Source organism: Pedobacter sp., from assembly GCF_045627485.1.
GTDB lineage: Bacteria > Bacteroidota > Bacteroidia > Sphingobacteriales > Sphingobacteriaceae > Pedobacter.
Genome location: NZ_JAZQNU010000070.1, coordinates 12286 through 29865, shown reverse-complemented (window position 1 = coordinate 29865; position 17580 = coordinate 12286). Strand labels below are relative to the sequence as shown.

Annotated in this window: 18 protein-coding genes; 5 read left to right on the top strand and 13 right to left on the bottom strand. The window is 39.7% G+C overall.

Annotation, left to right across the window (positions count from 1 at the left end; all coding sequences use genetic code 11):
• Nucleotide 1: 1 nt before the first annotated feature.
• The 5 genes from ACR2F3_RS05095 to nhaA form a co-directional block, all read right to left on the bottom strand.
• Nucleotides 2-415 (bottom strand): DUF6691 family protein, encoded by a 414-nt coding sequence (locus tag ACR2F3_RS05095; RefSeq protein WP_432708897.1) that lies wholly within the window; start codon nucleotides 413-415, stop codon nucleotides 2-4.
• A 15-nt stretch (nucleotides 416-430) separates the two neighbouring features.
• Complete coding sequence (locus tag ACR2F3_RS05090; RefSeq protein ID WP_432708896.1) at nucleotides 431-988, bottom strand: YeeE/YedE family protein; 558 nt, start codon at nucleotides 986-988, stop codon at nucleotides 431-433.
• Nucleotides 989-1076: 88 nt separating this feature from the next.
• Complete coding sequence (locus ACR2F3_RS05085; RefSeq protein ID WP_432708895.1) at nucleotides 1077-1871, bottom strand: sulfite exporter TauE/SafE family protein; 795 nt, start codon at nucleotides 1869-1871, stop codon at nucleotides 1077-1079.
• A 53-nt stretch (nucleotides 1872-1924) separates the two neighbouring features.
• Complete coding sequence (locus ACR2F3_RS05080) at nucleotides 1925-2566, bottom strand: Crp/Fnr family transcriptional regulator (protein ID WP_432708894.1); 642 nt, start codon at nucleotides 2564-2566, stop codon at nucleotides 1925-1927.
• A 62-nt stretch (nucleotides 2567-2628) separates the two neighbouring features.
• Nucleotides 2629-3810: a Na+/H+ antiporter NhaA gene (nhaA, locus tag ACR2F3_RS05075; RefSeq protein ID WP_432708893.1), complete on the bottom strand. Its 1182-nt coding sequence runs from the start codon at nucleotides 3808-3810 to the stop codon at nucleotides 2629-2631.
• A 282-nt stretch (nucleotides 3811-4092) separates the two neighbouring features.
• Between nhaA and ACR2F3_RS05070 the strand changes: the two genes are divergently transcribed.
• The 3 genes from ACR2F3_RS05070 (at nucleotide 4093) to ACR2F3_RS05060 (ending at nucleotide 7629) form a co-directional block, all read left to right on the top strand.
• Nucleotides 4093-5823 carry a TrkH family potassium uptake protein gene (locus ACR2F3_RS05070; RefSeq protein ID WP_432708892.1) on the top strand — a complete coding sequence of 577 codons (1731 nt, stop codon included), beginning with the start codon at nucleotides 4093-4095 and terminating at the stop codon, nucleotides 5821-5823.
• 11 nt (nucleotides 5824-5834) lie between these two features.
• Nucleotides 5835-6518, top strand: coding sequence for a potassium channel family protein (locus ACR2F3_RS05065; protein WP_432708891.1), 684 nt, complete (start codon nucleotides 5835-5837; stop codon nucleotides 6516-6518).
• A gap of 127 nt (nucleotides 6519-6645) precedes the next feature.
• Nucleotides 6646-7629, top strand: coding sequence for an aldo/keto reductase (locus ACR2F3_RS05060; protein WP_432708890.1), 984 nt, complete (start codon nucleotides 6646-6648; stop codon nucleotides 7627-7629).
• A gap of 6 nt (nucleotides 7630-7635) precedes the next feature.
• Here ACR2F3_RS05060 and ACR2F3_RS05055 read toward each other — a convergent pair whose 3' ends face one another.
• The 3 genes from ACR2F3_RS05055 to ACR2F3_RS05045 form a co-directional block, all read right to left on the bottom strand.
• On the bottom strand, nucleotides 7636-8880 hold the full coding sequence (locus tag ACR2F3_RS05055; RefSeq protein WP_432708889.1) for an MFS transporter: 1245 nt from the start codon (nucleotides 8878-8880) through the stop codon (nucleotides 7636-7638).
• A gap of 52 nt (nucleotides 8881-8932) precedes the next feature.
• On the bottom strand, nucleotides 8933-9211 hold the full coding sequence (locus ACR2F3_RS05050; protein ID WP_432708888.1) for a hypothetical protein: 279 nt from the start codon (nucleotides 9209-9211) through the stop codon (nucleotides 8933-8935).
• Between the two features lie 61 nt (nucleotides 9212-9272).
• Entirely contained in the window at nucleotides 9273-11636 is a 2364-nt protein-coding gene (locus ACR2F3_RS05045; protein WP_432708887.1) for a beta-L-arabinofuranosidase domain-containing protein, read from the bottom strand.
• Between the two features lie 239 nt (nucleotides 11637-11875).
• Between ACR2F3_RS05045 and efp the strand changes: the two genes are divergently transcribed.
• Entirely contained in the window at nucleotides 11876-12436 is a 561-nt protein-coding gene (efp, locus tag ACR2F3_RS05040) for an elongation factor P (protein ID WP_432708886.1), read from the top strand.
• Nucleotides 12437-12497: 61 nt separating this feature from the next.
• Here efp and ACR2F3_RS05035 read toward each other — a convergent pair whose 3' ends face one another.
• From ACR2F3_RS05035 to ACR2F3_RS05020, 4 genes are all read right to left on the bottom strand, one after another.
• Nucleotides 12498-13340, bottom strand: a complete 843-nt coding sequence (locus ACR2F3_RS05035) for a VOC family protein (RefSeq protein ID WP_432708885.1) — start codon at nucleotides 13338-13340, stop codon at nucleotides 12498-12500.
• Nucleotides 13337-13969: a DinB family protein gene (locus ACR2F3_RS05030; RefSeq protein ID WP_432708884.1), complete on the bottom strand. Its 633-nt coding sequence runs from the start codon at nucleotides 13967-13969 to the stop codon at nucleotides 13337-13339. Before ACR2F3_RS05030 ends, ACR2F3_RS05035 begins: the two co-directional genes overlap by 4 nt.
• 30 nt (nucleotides 13970-13999) lie before the next feature.
• Nucleotides 14000-14455, bottom strand: a complete 456-nt coding sequence (locus ACR2F3_RS05025; protein ID WP_432708883.1) for an SRPBCC family protein — start codon at nucleotides 14453-14455, stop codon at nucleotides 14000-14002.
• 100 nt (nucleotides 14456-14555) lie between these two features.
• A complete protein-coding gene (locus ACR2F3_RS05020) occupies nucleotides 14556-15131 on the bottom strand; it encodes a Crp/Fnr family transcriptional regulator (RefSeq protein WP_432708882.1) in 576 nt (191 codons plus the stop codon).
• A gap of 413 nt (nucleotides 15132-15544) precedes the next feature.
• On the opposite strand from ACR2F3_RS05020, the gene dinB reads away from it, so the two are divergent.
• Nucleotides 15545-16657, top strand: coding sequence for a DNA polymerase IV (gene dinB, locus ACR2F3_RS05015; RefSeq protein WP_432708881.1), 1113 nt, complete (start codon nucleotides 15545-15547; stop codon nucleotides 16655-16657).
• Here the strand turns inward: dinB and ACR2F3_RS05010 are convergent.
• On the bottom strand, nucleotides 16644-17576 hold the full coding sequence (locus tag ACR2F3_RS05010) for an NADP-dependent oxidoreductase (protein WP_432708880.1): 933 nt from the start codon (nucleotides 17574-17576) through the stop codon (nucleotides 16644-16646). The genes dinB and ACR2F3_RS05010 overlap by 14 nt on opposite strands.
• Nucleotides 17577-17580: the final 4 nt, after the last annotated feature.

Genomic DNA, 17580 nt, shown 5'->3' with positions numbered 1-17580 from the left:
ATTAATGTGGCAATTTGTTTTTAATCAGGCCATAAGCATAGGTACCACCCAGGGCGCCCACTATAACCACTAACATGCCCAGATAACCATAACCTACGTTAACAAACATAGGTCCCGGACAAGCGCCTGTTAAAGCCCAACCTAAACCAAAAATCGTACCTCCCAATATATAACGCGGGAAACTCTTATTTTTATCTTGGAACACAATAGGTTGTCCCGAATAGTCTTTGATTTTGAATTTCTTGATAAGGAAAATGGCCACTGCGCCTATGGTTACGGCAGTTCCCATAAATCCGTACATATGGAATGATTGAAAGCGGAACATCTCCTGAATCCGATACCAGGATATGGCTTCAGACTTACTCATAATAATGCCAAACAGGATACCGGCTAATATAAATTTTATAAATTTCATGTTGATGATTAAGGGTTAAAAAAGGTAGGGTAAGATAAGATAGGTAGCGGCAAGCCCCCCAATAAAGAATCCGATTACGGCAACCAGCGAAGGCCATTGCATATTGGTTAATCCGGAAATAGCATGACCAGAAGTACAGCCTCCGGCATAACGCGCTCCGAAGCCTACCAACAAGCCACCACCAAGAAGCAATAGAAAGCCTTTAACAGAAAGTACAACATCTAAGCTAAACAGTTGTGACGGATTTAACTGACCGTCGAAGCCAATACCAATGGCTTTAAGATCAGCTACTGTAGCTGGTGAAAGTTGCAGGGCCTGGTTGTTGTTAAGAAATGTGGAGGATATGAAGCCACCAATAATGGCGCCCACGATGAATAACAGGTTCCATCTTTGTGTTTTCCAGTCGAAGTTAAAAAAGGGTACCTTATTGCCGGCTCCGGCTATGGTACATATAGTTCTTAAATTGGAAGAAACGCCGAAGAACTTTCCGAAATAAATTAATAAAAGCATAATAAAGGCAATGGAAGCACCCGCGGTGTACCAAGGCCAGGGTTGTTTAATAAGGTCTAACATGTGTTTAATTAAGGTGTTTTAATCGTATAACGATAGTACAAAGATCCGATAATTGTGATGTGCGAACGGTGACTTTGGTCACCTAACTTTAATTTTTGGGCCATAGTTCATTTAAAAGGATGAAAATACCCATAATAAAAATAAACCAGCCAAATCCCTTTTTAAGTTTCGCTCCATCAATTTTATTATTAAGGTATAATCCAGCAAACATGCCGGCGATGGCCATGGCAGTAACTTTGATTAAAAATAGCCATTCTATGTCAAAATGCCCCAGATCCCCGATAAAACCAACCAGAGAATTTAAAGTAATTATCAGCAAAGATGTACCCACTGCTTCTTTCATAGGCAAGGCTAATAATACTACTAATGCAGGAATTAGTAGAAAGCCGCCACCCGCACCAAGAAAGGAAGTAGCCAATCCTATGGCTATGCCAAGCAGCACAAGTTTTAAGTTGTTGCCTTTTACCAGTTGTTCCGTTGAGGTGGCCGCTTTTTCCTTTATCATAGCATAAGATGCTCCAACCATTAATAACGCAAACAGCAACATGGTAAGTCTGGATGAGGTGACCTCCAAACTGCCGATATTAAACAAATGAGGGGGGATTAGCGAAAGCACAAATTTGCGAACGATAAATACCGTGACAATGGAACTAAGACCAAATAACATGGCGGCTTTGACGTTTACTAAACCCTTTTTGAAGTTTTGCCATGCACCAATCATACTGGTACTGCCTACAATAAACAAGGAATAAGACGTAGCTAATAATGGATTAACGCCAAATAAATAAACCACTACCGGTACGGTTAAAATTGAGCCGCCACCACCAACCAGGCCAAGAGACAGACCAATAAGTACAGAAGCAAGGTATGCTAAGATTTCCATGCCACAAAGGTGCAAGATTCAAAAGCCAGGCATGGTGATTTAAGTCACATAGACTATTTCAGGTATTCGATATAACTTCGATGCAAGATTACCTTATGTTGCTGCTCCATTTTTTTAAGTAAACGTGAGATAACCTCTCTAGAAGAGTTTAAGTCATTAGCAATTTCGGCATGGGTAAGCTTTAAATGTCGGGTATTTAAGTCCTTAAATTGCTTCTCCAGGTAAGATTCAAGGCGTTCGTCCATGCCTTTAAAAGAAATGTGGTCAATTACCACCAACAGCTCCTCAAACCTTTCACGGTAGGTTTCGAGCACGAAGTAATACCAGGTTTTATAATTTTTCATCAGGTCGTCCATGATGCTGGTAGGAATAGCGATTACACTGGTATGCTCAACCGCCATTGCTTTAACCTCACTGGTTTCTTGTTTTGTAGAGCAGATCATAGATAATGCACAGGCATTTCCCGGCTGAATGTAGTACATGAAGAACTCGCCCCCATCCACCCCTTCGCGATAAAGCTTTACTAAACCTTTTACAACCAGCATGGTAAAACGCATGTTCTGTCCGGTATTCATTAATAAATCACCGGCATTAAATTCCTTAATCGTGGCTTGTTCCGTCAACACATCAATCAATGCAGGTTCGAACTGCGAAAATGATTGTTGTAGGTGTTGTTTTATGATTTCTTTACTCATGGTGTTTGGAATATTTTAGACGCACAAGAAATGTATCAATCCATCAACAGTGTTTGCAACGCTTACTTCGTTTCTCCTTTTGTTTTACCACTATAATTTAAAAGCATATACCCTAAAAAGCCCGACAGGAAAGACCCTACTAAAATAGAGAACTTAGCTTCCTGAACCTGTAAAGGATCGGCAAAGGATAGTATAGAGATAAAAATAGACATAGTAAATCCAATACCAGCAAGTAAGCCTACACCCACAATATGGATCCAACGGGCCTGATCAGGTAGCTGGCTTATTTTAAGTTTTACGCTTAACCAGGAAATCAATATAATACCTACTGGTTTTCCTATAATAAGGCCCAATACAATTCCCATGCCCAGACCGGTAAACAGGCCTTCCACCATCCCGTCTTCGAATCTGATATTAGTATTCGCTAAGGCAAATACAGGCACAATTAGAAAACTAACTGGCTTTGTGAGCGCATGTTCTAGTTTTTCCAATGGCGATTCCGTATCATCCTCGGTTGTAGGCAATGTTAAGGCTACCAAAACTCCCGCGATGGTTGCATGAATACCGGAGTGATGAACAAAGTACCAGACCAGCAAACCTGGGATGAGGTAAAATGCAATATTTTTAACGCCAAATCGGTTAAAAAGAAATAAAATTCCAAGAATTACGCCTGCATAAATCAGGTTCATATAGTGAAGTTCAGAAGAATAAAATATAGCAATAACCAAAATGGCTAGTAAATCGTCGACAATAGCCAGGGCGGCCAAAAATATTTTAAGCGAAATGGGAACCTTCTTACTAACCAATGAAAGGATGGCAAGCGCAAATGCAATATCAGTAGCCATGGGTATGCCCCATCCCGCAGCGGTAGTGGTGCCTCCGTTAAAAAATGCATAGATAAGTGCAGGTACAATTGCACCACCTACTGCACAAATAATGGGGAGAATTGCCTTTTTAGGTGAGGAAAGCTCTCCCTCCACTACTTCGCGTTTTATTTCCAAGCCAACTAATAGAAAGAAAATAGCCATCAGACCATCATTAATCCATAACGCTACAGAGTAACGTAGATGTAAAGTCTCATTTTCAAATCCTAATTGGGTATGAAGTAAATTATTAAAACCCTCTCCCCATGGAGAGTTAGCGATTACCAGAGATAAAAAAAGGCAGGCAAAGAGGACTATTCCGCTTGATGAAGAGGAATTGAAAAAGTCTTTAAAAGACCTTATATTGATTAATTTCGGCATATTTTCAAAGATAACAAATATAAATTTTAGAGAAACCCTTAAAAAACACCTTTTTCCTATAGTGATCCTTAAAAGGATTGACAATAAATATTTTATAAAATTTCTAGAGAGAAAATTAAATTACTATCCGTATGGTATAGCTCCTTATACATAAACTTGGATATGTCGGACGCTTTAATGCATTATTATTTTAAGTTTGCCTCCAATTCAACGCTCAAATGTAACATGTTAAAAAAACTTACTTCGTTTCTCAACAAACATAGGCGAATAATAGATCGTACCATGCTGTACTTAAGCAGCCTGGCGTCAATCGCCATCATTTTCAATATTGGGTATGTCATCAATATGCCTTTACAATCATCTTTTGATAGATTCCTGCTGGTTTTATTCAATATATTCGGTGTTGTTCTGATCGTAAGATCTTTACGTAATTTCTCCGCTACAACAAAGATTTCTCGTTTTGGCGTGGCAGAGATTATCTTTTGTCTTTACTTCCTTGCTGTCGTCATGCTCGGCTATGTTGATGTAACGTTGTTTAATGGCTTTTTTAAACAACAGGAATGGATATACGTTGGCATATTTGGCGTTTTTCTTATTGAAGTATCCAAAAATGCATTATTCTTTGATCGTTTTTATTTTAATCCGACCTTGCTATTCGTATTTAGCTTCCTGTTACTGATTTTCCTGGGCACAATACTTTTGTTGATGCCAAATACGACCACCACTACGCCATTGCGTTTAGTAGATGCTATTTTTATGGCTACCAGTGCTGTTTGCATCACTGGATTGTCTGTGATAGATATATCAGCGGAATTTAGCACTTATGGAAAAATAGTACTCATTACCCTGGTGCAATTGGGTGGTTTGGGAATTATGACATTTACCGGCTTTTTCGGTTATTTCTTTTCCGGGGGGTTCTCCTATAAAAACCAGTTGATGTATACGGAGATACTGGGAGAAAATAAGTTAAACTCGGTTATTCAAACCTTGTTAAAAATCATTACAATAACTCTGTTATTTGAAATTGCAGGGGGTATTTTCATTTACCTTAGTATAGACAACACTACCCTTGTTTTTAAGTCAGCCCAGGAAAAAATTTTCTTCACCATATTTCATACCATCTCCTCCTTCTGTAACGCGGGCTTTTCTATTGTACCTGAGGGTTTGTTTTATCCATCATTACGTTTCAATTACGGTCTGCATCTGATTACGGCATTATTGTTCATTCTAGGCGGTTTAGGGTTTGGCATTGTATTTAACACTTATGAATTTGTGAAAAGATGGACCATCAACATTTTCAGGAGAATAGTTTATCGTGAAAATTTTAAATATAAGGCATGGGCCATCAGCTTCAATTCGAGACTTATCGCTTGGACAACTTTAATATTGTTAGTGGTTGGCACTTTGGTAATGTTACTGTTAGAATATAATAACTCCCTGAGCATCTATGAAAGTTTACCTGAAAAATTAAGTGGGGCCTTTTTTATGGGTGCGGTTCCCCGCTCAGCAGGCTTTAATGTGGTAAATATGGATTTACTTTCCTTTCCAGCTATTATGTTTATCATGTTGCTCATGTGGATTGGCACCGCTCCAGGCTCAACAGGTGGGGGTATAAAAATTACCACCTTTGCTGTAGCGGTATTAAATATGGTTAGTATAGCAAAAGGTAAAGACCGTGTAGAAATTTTCAATCGTGAAATCAGCCACGATTCCGTCAGAAGGGCTTCTGCAGTAATATTACTCTCGCTCTTTTCATTGGGCTTAACTATTTTTTGCCTAAGTATTACCGATGGGGACAAGGATTTACTCGCCTTGGCTTTTGAAAGCTTTTCTGCCTTCAGCACAGTAGGGCTGAGTCTGGGAATAACCCCTGAAATGAGTGATGGTGGCCGCCTGGTTTTAGCTATAAGTATGTTTGTAGGACGGGTTGGCACCCTAACCTTGGTTATCGCTCTGATGAAGAAGGTTGCCTTTAAAAGCTATCATTACCCACAGGAAAAAGTATTGTATTAAAAATAAACGCAATGAAGTATATCGTTATTGGATTAGGGAATTTTGGTAAGGCACTAAGCATCAGGCTTACCGCTTTAGGACACGAAGTTATAGGCATTGACAACAGCATCGTTAAAGTAGAGAAGTTAAAAGAGCACATTACCCATACCATTTGCATGGATAGTACAGACAAAGATGCCATGACTTCCTTACCCTTAAAGGATTGTGACGGTGTAATTGTAGCTATTGGTGAAGATGAAGCTGCCTCATTATTAACCACTGCCCTGCTAAAGCAGCTTAACGTGAGGCGAATCATAGGAAGGATAGTATCTGACCTTCAGCAGACTGTATTAGAAGCCATGAATATAGATGAATATATACGCCCCGAAACAGAATCTGCAGAACGGTTTGCCATGCGTTTGGATAACATCAATATACTTGACAGCTTTAAGGTGTCTGAAAGGTATAGTATTGTGGAAACAAAGGTGCCTGAAAGGTATGTGGGAATGACATTGGAACAAGCAAACCTCACCAACCAGTTTAAGGTCATTGTGTTAACAACCATGAAAATTACTGAGATTTTAGTAAATGGGTTAACAAAAAAAACCACTGAAGCTTCTGGTATTGCTAAATCAACTACCGTATTGCATGGCGAGGATATTTTGGTGCTATTTGGTGAATTGAAAGATATTGACCGTCTAATTAAAATGCATTAGCCATAGCATCTAATAGCCTTCAACACTTACCGACCGCTAGCACTAAATTAACTAATGATATTTTCATCAATGGTTACCACCTGGCGATTGGTATATTTGATTCATTGTTTCAATAAAACTAATTTACATGAATTACAGAGCATTTAAAGATACCGAAATAGCAGAAATTGGATTAGGAACCTGGCAATTGGGCAGCGCTGACTGGGGCGCAGTTGATGAGGAAGAAGCCATGAAGATCATGCAGGCTTATGTTGACGCCGGTGGTAATTTTATTGATACCGCAGATGTTTACGGCATGGGTGTTAGCGAACAGCTGATTGGAAAGTTTCTTAAAACAACCCATCAGGATATATATGTGGCTACAAAACTTGGCCGCCGTGGCGATCAGGGTAATGGGTGGCCACAAAACTTCAGTTATGAAGCCATGAAAAAACAAACCGAAGACTCTCTGGAGCACCTTAATTTATCGAAGTTGTTTTTGCAGCAATTACATTGTATACCTACTGAAGAAATGCGCACTGGTAAAGTGTTTGATCATTTACGACGTTTACAAAGTGAGGGGCTGATAAAATATTTTGGTGCAAGTGTAGAAACAAGCGAGGAAGCACTATTGTGTTTAGAACAGGATGGATTGGCATCCCTTCAGATGATCTTCAACTTGTTTCGACAGCATGTGGCCGATGAAGTATTTGCTAAAGCCAGTGAAAAAGGCGTGGCATTAATTATTCGAGTACCGCTGGCAAGTGGCTTATTGAGTGGGAAATTTAATGAAGACACCAAATTTGAAAGTGGTGACCACCGTAATTTCAACGCAAATGGAGAACAGTTCAATGCTGGGGAAACATTTTCTGGCATTGAATTTAAAGAAGGCGTAAAACTGAGCAGGAGGATTAAAAACATGTTTCCTGATGATCGCATGGCACAATGGTCCATCAGATGGATTTTGGATCACCCAGAAGTAACTACCGTTATACCGGGGGCCTCAAAAGTTAGTCAAGTAAAAAGCAACGTAGAAGCGTCAACGCTTGAGCCTCTTTCACCCACATTACACCATGCACTGAGGAAATTATATGACACCGAAATCAGGGATCAGATCCGTGGACATTATTAGGATGACTTATTCAATGTAATCGAGGTCTTTGGAAAAGGTTTCATCCATTTTTCGAAGCGCAAGAAATGCAACCAATAAGCTAATGAGTGCAACAACAATGGCAGCATAAACAATGTTTCCATCAAACATGCCTTTTAGAAATTGTGTCAAAATGGAGAGGGGTACCACAGCCCCTCTTACAAAATTGGGAACGGTTGTGGTTACGGTTGCGCGTATATTAGTCCCGAACTGTTCAGTGGCAATGGTCATAAAAATCACCCAATAGCCGACTGTAAATCCAAGAAAGGTACAAACTACATAAAACGTAAAGAGTTCTACATTCTGCATTAGAAAGTACGCCAGAATGGCTAAGGATGATAAGAATAAATAGGTATATACCACTTTAATACGGCTTTTTAAGTATTGACTCAATAATCCACTGGCAATATCGCCCAAAACCAGTCCGCCGTAACAACAGGCCACCGCAACACCAGCATCTACCACGCCTTTCACACCAAGAGTGCGTCCAAATTCTGGCGACAAAGTGATAAGAATACCTACCACAAACCATAAGGGAATCCCTATTACAATACAATTGATGTATTTATAAAGTCGCTTTTTGTTAGCGAATAGATAAAAGAAATCACCCCTTTTAACATTGGTATTTGTCGTCTTCCCGAAAAGCCCTGATTCGGCAATACCAATTCTAAGGAATAATAATGAAAGTCCTAGACCTCCACCTATAAAATAGGAAGTGCGCCAATCAAAATACCGCGTAATAAAAAAGGCTGCTACCGCACCACTTACACCAACAGCAGCTACTACAGTAGTGGCATACCCCCGCCTTTCACGTGGCATTAGTTCGGCCACCAGCGTGATGCCTGCACCCAACTCTCCTGCTAAACCAAAACCGGCAATAAACCGCCAAAGTGCATATGCCTCTACCGAGCCTACAAATCCATTGGCAATATTGGCGGTGGAATACAGCAAAATAGACCCAAAAAGCACAGATAAACGGCCTTTCCTATCGCCCAGGGTCCCCCAAAAAACACCACCTAACAACAAGCCTATCATTTGTATATTTAACAGTAATAGACCGCTATCCGTTACCTGCTGTGCATTCAGTCCCAAAGACTGCAAACTGGATACCCGCACAATGCTAAACAGTAGCAGGTCATAAATATCTACAAAGTAACCTAATGAAGCGACGATGACCGCTGCACTAAATAATTTGGTTTGGCCTTTCACAGGACTGCTGACTATTGTGTTCATTTCGCTTTATAAATTAAATTACTTTACGGCCAATCCACTTCATAAAAATTCTTTAAGGGTTTTCAGAACGTGATAAATATTTTCTAACTGGAGAACTCAGGTGATGGATATAAGTTCTAAACACAATACCGAAGGCCGAATACCATGTTTCGCATGCGGCTGAATGTGGAATATCTTTGGCATCTGTCCAAGATTGTTTAAAGTTAGTTTGTAAGGGATTTTGATAATCAATGTCGTTGATATGAAAAATAAGCTCATCCAACTCGTCATTGGAGAGTTTAAAAGCTGTATAACGACCCATCAAGAAGGCAACCCTTTGCTCCTTATTCATATGTCATTCGAGATTAATATTTGGTTATTATGGCAATAATCAGAAAACTATGAATTTCCTTTTACTTCATCAATCTTACTTCAAAAATATTTGCAATAGCTGACTTATCTTTGGCAATGAACTTAACCACTAGTTGTCTGGCGTTTAGTGTGGCTGGTAAAGGATAATGCTCATCCACAAAAATACGGCCTTTAGTGCCATGAAGTTCCACCTCACTAATGAGTACGTCATTGACATAGATATCAAACTTTTTACCTTTCTCTGCTCCAAAATAAGTTAACCTGAGTTTTTTGGCTTGCCCTTTGGGGTTGCGAAGCACATAACTAAACCATCCCCTGCCGGTGCGGAAATGCCGTTCCATGAATAGGCCATTTTCTGCATTTGCACTTTTAAACTGGTGGTCAGATTCAGGCTGTTGCTGCCCTGTGCTAATCTGGTCGATGGTTAATGCTTCAAGCGCTGCAGCTTCCGCCTCTCGTTTTTTCACCTCACTTAATAAGCCCGCTAAACCATCTGGGCTGGTATATGGCCAGTAAATGGTATACCTGGTATCATGAAGTTTATAAAAGGGCACTAACTTGAGGTTTTTATATTTTTGCTGATGGATCATTCCTGACGCATGAAAAGATAGTGGTCCATTATTGGTTTTAACAATACCTGTATTCAAGCTCTCTTTTGCAGATACAATTAAAGGAGTCTCATCTAAAGACATTAATGGACCGGAAGCAATATGCCCCATCCGGCTGTCATCTGCTTTTAAACCTTGAAGGTCGTTGTTACCCGTGGCAGCAGCAAGGACTATAGGGCCATGCACAAAAGAAACCCAATTACTTTGATCGGGCAAAAATTCTGCCTGGGTGTGCATGGGCAGGGTGATGGTAATCTTGTCGCCAGTTTTCCATTTACGTTTAACACTAACATATGAATCCGCATCTTTACTGATCTGCTGATCTTTACCATTAATCTGCAGTTTCATTTCGCCTGGTTTTACCCAGCCAGGATACCTGAAATGAATGGAAAATTTTGCAGGTTCATCTAATTTTAAAGTAATCAAAGAATTGTCGCTTTCAGGAAAAGTAGTATGCTGAACAAGTTTTAAACCCTGCTCCTTCCAGTTTAATTCGGATGCCATAAATAAATTGACATACAAGGATTTATCGCCGTGCGCATAAATCATTTCGCCATATTTACCGTGGTTCTCCAGTCCTGAGCCTACACAGCACCAAAACCCTTCATGAGGTTGAGAATAAACGCGGTAGTGACCGGGGCGCATGGGCGTAAAATATACAAAGCCACCTTCGGGATGTTGCGAAGACAGAATATGGTTGTAAATCGTACGCTCATAATAATCCATATACGGTGCGCTCTGGTGGTTCAGAAACAGTTGTTTACTTAGCTTAAGCATATTGTAGGAATTGCAGGTTTCAGGACCTTCCCGAGATTCCATCATGGAAGAGAAATTATCGACAGGGTGAAAATGTTCCCGCACACTGTTACCCCCGATAGAAATTGTCCTTTTTTTTACTACCGTGTTCCAAAAATAGTCGGCAGCATCAGCCCAAGCCGTATCACCGGTTAGTTCAGCCACACGCATGTAACCGATAACTTTTGGAATTTGGGTATTAGCATGCATGCCTGTTAATTGATCTTTTTGCTTTAACAGTGGAGACAGAATTGCCAGGTGCGAAAACTGTCGCGCCATTTTCAGGTAACGCTTGTCACCGGAAATTTCTGCTACATCGGCAAATACCTCATTTAAGCCACCATGCTCGCTTACTAATAATTCCTGAATCTGCTGGTCTGATAAACCTGCCGTTAAACGGTACGCCCAATCTGCAAATTGGAGCAATATGCTTTTGGCCTTCTCGTTGCCAGTAAGGCGATAAGCATCAATAAGTCCAGCATAAGTTTTATGAATATTATATAAGGGTACCCATTTATCATTTAGAGAGAAACTTGCAGCTTTGATTTTTCCTGCGGCGATGTCTTTCCAGATGGCTTTGCCTCCTGGTATACCGCCAATGTAACCATCGCCACTGGCTTGCTGGCATTTTTCAAATTCATCAAGCATGTACGTTAAACGAGCTTTAATATCGGCATCCCCAGTAGCTGCATACATATTAGCTAAGGCAGAGAGGTAATGCCCACCAATATGACCATCCAGGCCGGAATTTTCCCAGTTCCCGTAACTTTGGCTGGTTGGTTTAAGTCCTGCTTCCCTTTGGAAAGGTGCCAACAGGCGGTTCATATCCATGGCCAATATGTATTTCTTGTCTGTTTGTTGGGCTTCCAGAAAAGATCCATCTAAAAGCTTCACAGAAGAGAGTGGAAAAGCCTGTATTTTCCTTGTCTGTGCCTGTGTGCTAACTACACTAAGAAACAGGACTAAAACACCATAAAAACGACATCGATTATTCCTTATCATAAACCTAATCTAGGTATATATTTATTAAATGTCAAGATAACATTTATACGTTTGCTCAGAAAATACCAGGAGGAGAACAAATCATCTATGGAGTATTCCATTAAGTTAACAACATGATAACGGTGTGTTTACGATAAAAAACTCTGATTAAGCACTATTAATCGTTACTTATCACTTTCAATTATAAATAGTCAAAAAAGCATTTATCTTTGTGCAAATTTTTTACAACAAAATTCTATATGGCAAAGGCATCAGAAATTAAAGTGGGTAATACTTTACGATTTAACAACGAACTGGTAATCGTTTTAGAAATAATACATCGTACACCAGGTAAAGGTGGAGCTTTCTATTTGGGAAAATGGCGTAACATTAAAACTGGTAAGATTGTAGAAGCCCGTTTAGCAACTGATGAACAAGTAGAAATTTGCCGTGTAGAAACCAATGATTATCAATATTTATACGAAGAAGGTGACTATTTTGTAGTGATGGACAATGTTACATTCGAGCAATTCAATGTATCTAAATCATTATTCGGTACTTCTGCAAAATTCTTAAAAGAAGGTATGGACGTAATTGTTTCCTTCGAAAGTGAAGAACCAATCATGGCACAAGCACCAAATTTTGTAGAACTAGAAATTACTTACACGGAACCAGCTGTTAAAGGCGATACTTCTTCAGGCGCGCAAAAATATGCTACAACAGAAAATGGTGTAGAAATTAAAGTTCCATTATTTGTAAACCAAGGTGATAAAGTAAAAGTAGACACCCGTACAGGTGAATACGTTGAACGTGTAAAATAAATAATGCTTCTTATAAAAAAGCCTGCGATAAGGATGTTTGCAACCATATCACAGGCTTTTTTTATGCAGCAGCTTGTTTAATCGCTTCGATGTCAAACTTATTCATCTGCATAAAAGCTTCCGTAACATTGATTGCTTTTTCCGGGTCATTCATGAGAGAAACTAAGATAGAAGGGATAATTTGCCACCAAACACCAAAAGCATCACGGCACCAGCCACAGCGCCCTTCCATACCATCTTCAGTTAAATTCAGCCAATAAAAATCGATATCTTCCTGTGTGTCACATTCGACTACCAGGCTCACTCCTTCATTAAAAGTAAAATGATGATCCATTGAGCTTTCCATTGCCGTCATGCGACTCCCATCGAGGTAAAACTCCCCATATTTGACGTTACCTTCTTTATCGTGATCTCCAGCCTCATATCTGGCTATCATTTCAATCGATGAATTTTCAAATAAAGATGTGTAAAAATTAATTGCTTTTTCTGCCTGCCCATTTTGCGCACCGGTGAAAAGCAAGGAAGGAAACAAATCTGCTTTTTCACCGGGCTTTCCTAATGACAGCTGCCATGATACCCCATATTTATCCTGCACCCAACCGTATTTATCACTCCAGGGATAAGTATCAAGGGGCATCATCACTTTTCCTCCTTCACTTAATTTACGCCACAGCTCCTCTACTTCTGCTAATGATTCACAGATATTAAAAAAAGAAATGGAAGCATTGGGTTTGAATACTGGTCCACCGTTTAATAAAATGAATTGTTTGCCTTTTATATTTATAGTAACAACCACTGGATTGCTGGCTTTGATCTCGGCATATTGAAAAGCCTCCTTATAAAATTTCGCCGCTTCTTGTGCCTGGTTATCAAACCAAAGGCAAGGATAAACTGAATTTTTCATGGCTTTGGAAAATTAGGGTCTGCTTTAACTTCTTCTATTTGTGCATTATGCCTGGAGGTATGCGCAGCGATGTATAAAAAGCCATGGTAAGCATTTACAGGCCCAAAATAAGAATCGTTGATGTGGTTACGCAAATCTTCAACAGTGTATTGATTCAAGTAGGCTAATATGGTATCCCTGCTTTTTCGTAAATCAGAAAGGGCTGCTTCAGGATTGGTATAAGAGCCTTTACCCACAATATTATCTGGTGCTTTAGCTTTCGATGTCCTATCGTTCATTCCTTTGATTAACTCCTCGTCTGTAATTTTAACCTCTTTTCTCCGTTCAGGATTTGCAGGCTTTTCTATTTCTTTTTTAGTAAAATCAAATAGTGCTTTTTCGGTGAGCAGGATGTGGTCCAGACACTGACTTATAGACCACTTATCGGAAGCAGGTTTAAACTGCAGTTGCTTGATAGTTAGCCCATCTATACTTTTTTTCAGCGCATCAAATGTTTGCTGATAATAACTAACCATATATTCTTTGCCGTTACCAGTGGTTGCCGCTTCGGTATCCATTATGGCTTTTCGTTGTGCATAGGAATGGCCAACGACGAATAAAATTAAAATTCCGGTTAATAAGGATTTCATAATTTTGATTTAAGGTGGTTGAATAAACAATTAGCGGTTAGATTCACAGATTTCTTTAAGTTTCTCAAGCGCTTTTGGATAGTTAATTTGAAACCAATCGATCATTTTTTCATTAACGTCAACATCTACTGTAACTGTAGATTGCCTATTATTACCTGAAAAGGTGTAATTTTCATATCCACCTATCCAGTCATGTGCGCGTGGTCCTTTGTTTACTTCCTTGCCATCGTCCATCATGGCGATGTATTCTATGGAAACATATTCCTTTGGAATATGCTCTTTGATCAAGCCTACCATCCCCTCTTTTTTACCTTCATTGCTGGTACCAACAAAATATATTTTCTCGCCTTTATTCCAGCTGCCTTCATATTCTGAAGTAGGATTAAAAACACTCGTCCATTGTTTATACCCTTCTTTTTCCAGCATCGTTTGATAAACTTTAGCAACGTTGGCCCGGATGTCTGTTTTAAATTGCATTCTTTCCATTTGATTTAATTTAATATTTGATAAATAGATTCTTATTTTACCTAATCAAAACTAAATCAATCATTTGAAAAGCCACTTGCCTTAAGACAAGAAATACATATTAGGTTTCTTTAACCAAATCTTTTCTAATTCGACTTAAGGAGGTGTCTGTTATTCCTAAATAACTGGCTATAAATTTTAAAGGTGATTGTTGTAAAATGTGCGGATGCTGAAGTTGTAGTGTTTTATAGCGTTCGCTTGCTGAATCTGAAATCATTGAAATGGTACGTTGTTTCAATTGAAATAAACTTTCCGACATCCAGGCACGCCCCCATTCATTTAGCCCAATCATGGAATGGTACAAACGTTGAAAGGTTTCAAAATCTATAGCGTAACATTCCACGGCTGTTAATGCCTGAAAGTATTCTACTGTCGGAATTCTGCGAAACAGGGAGGCCACATCAATAGCAATTTCATTTTTTCCAATAAACCCAGTGGTGATATCGTGTCCGTTATAATCATAGACATAAGACCTGATTAACCCGGTAGAAATGCAATAATAAGCATTAGCCACCTGCCCTTTTTTAAGCAAGAAATCTCCCTTATGAAAACTAACACTTTGATGTGCTTCACAAATGATTTCAAGCTCATCCGGTTTTAATAAAGGATGTTGATAAACAGTTTGCAACGTTTTCATACGATGATATTTAATTTTAAAGATAAATAATTTTACAATTTATCAGAGATACTAATATGATATATATTTAGTTTTTACGTATTAATACTAAAATTATTAGTATATCTTTGTAGACAGAATCAATATTCAATGCCGGTTAAGGGGACATGGTTCACCCATATTTACGACGTCGTAACGGAGAGGAAGCACCTCACTTTCATTAAAAGCACACCCGGTTATTTTTGTACGCGATAAACTTCGCTTGTTAAACCTTCTCACCACGAAGGAACTAGATCAACAATACCGTAAAGAAATTATGAGCGCCAGTTTATTAATAGCTGAAGGTAAAATACAAAGTGAAGGAAAAGCGGTACATTTGATTGCGAAACGATGTTTCAACCTAAGCAGCCTTTTAAGTGCAAAGGACATCTATTATGGCGGACGAAAATTTAAATAGCCGTAAAATCATTCATATTGATATGGATGCTTTTTTTGCATCGGTAGAACAACGCGACCATCCAGAATACCGTGGCAAACCTTTAGTTGTTGGTGGCCAGCCCGATGGCCGGGGTGTGGTGGCTGCAGCGAGTTATGAAGCCCGTGAATATGGCATCCATTCGGCAATGCCATCAAGAACTGCCTACCAACGGTGTCCACAAGCCATATTTGTAAAACCCAGGTTTGATGCCTATAAAGAGGTTTCTCAAAAAATAAGGGAGATCTTTCACCGTTACACCGATCTGGTTGAACCTTTATCACTCGATGAGGCTTACTTGGATGTTACTCAAGATAAACTTAACATTGGCTCTGCATTGAAAATTGCCGAACAAATCAGATCTGCTATTAAAGAAGAACTTCATCTAACAGCTTCTGCAGGCATATCTATCAATAAGTTTGTTGCAAAAATAGCCTCGGACATCAATAAGCCTGATGGCATGAAATTTATTGGTCCATCTTCCATTGAAGCTTTCATGGAAAAGCTGCCGATAGAGAAATTCCATGGTATAGGCAAAGTTACTGCCGCTAAAATGAAGTCTATGGGGATTTATACTGGTGCCGATTTAAAGAACCTTACCGAAGATCAGCTGACCTGGAGATTTGGAAAATCTGGTCGATTTTATTTCCAGATCGTACGTGGCATTGATAACCGTGAGGTTCGGCCGCATCGCGAAACAAAATCTCTTGCCGCTGAAGACACCTTTGCGCATGACCTCAGCACCTTAGAAGAAATGGATACTGAACTGGACCGTATAGCAGAACTGGTATGCGACCGTTTAGCCAAAAAGAATCTAAAAGGACGCACTATTACGCTTAAGGTGAAATACCATGATTTCAAGCAAATTACCCGCAATAAATCTTTCACTACGCCAGTCAGCGACCTTGAAACCATCCGTTCTACCGCTAAACAACTGTTAGCTAACACCTTTGCAGGTGACCAACAGCAAGATCAGCAGGTCAGGTTACTAGGAATATCCCTTTCAAACTTCGTAGATCTTACAGACCAGTTGGATGAAGCTAGGGCTGGCGAACAACTTAGGCTATTTTAATTACATTTTTACCACGCACAGTTTGTGATTCTATCAACTGATGCGCCTTAACAACCTCGTCCATAGAGAAAACTTTAGACACTTCAATTTTTAGCTGTCCTGTTTTTAACAGGTCCGCCAGGTGTTGTAAGGTTTGTTTATGAGGTGTCATCATAAACCAGATTAGTTCTACACCACGTTCACTAGCCAGATTAATGGCTTTAGGATCATCCTTTGTTGATGAAGGCAGGCAAACGACACGCCCGCCAGGTTTAACACAAGCAATAGACCGGTATAGGATCTCCCCTCCCATAGTGTCCATTACGGCATCCAGGTCCGAAACAATGTCCTCGAATCTTTCTTCCTTATAATTAATGGGCTTGTCAATTCCTAAATCCTGTAAAAAAGCCATGTTAACACCGGAAGCTGTCCCACTGACCCAGGCACCACTTAGTTTAGCCAACTGCAGGGCTATATGGCCTACGCCACCCGCGGCCGACTGTATTAATACCCGCTGCCCGGCTTGGACCTTTAAATAAACATGAATTGCCTGGTAGGCCGTTAATCCAGCTAGGGAAACTGCTGCTGCCTCTTCAAAAGAAATATTCTCTGGTTTTTTAACCACCAACTCGGGATTTGTCACTACATATTCACTGTACGTGTTGGCAACACAACCAAAAACTGCATCACCAACCTCAAAATCTGTTATGTTTCCACCTACTGCCTCAACAATCCCACTCATATCTTTACCTAGAATAGCAGGTAACTTAAGGCTTTCACAGGAAATATGCTTACCTGAACGGATCTTAGTATCCACAGGGTTCAATCCCGCTGCCTTTACTTTAACAAGAAGTTGGTCTTCAGCAGGCTGAGGCTTTTCTACCGTTGCTACTTGTAATTTGTCGGCATCACCGAACTCATTGAATAAAATCGCTTTCATGGTT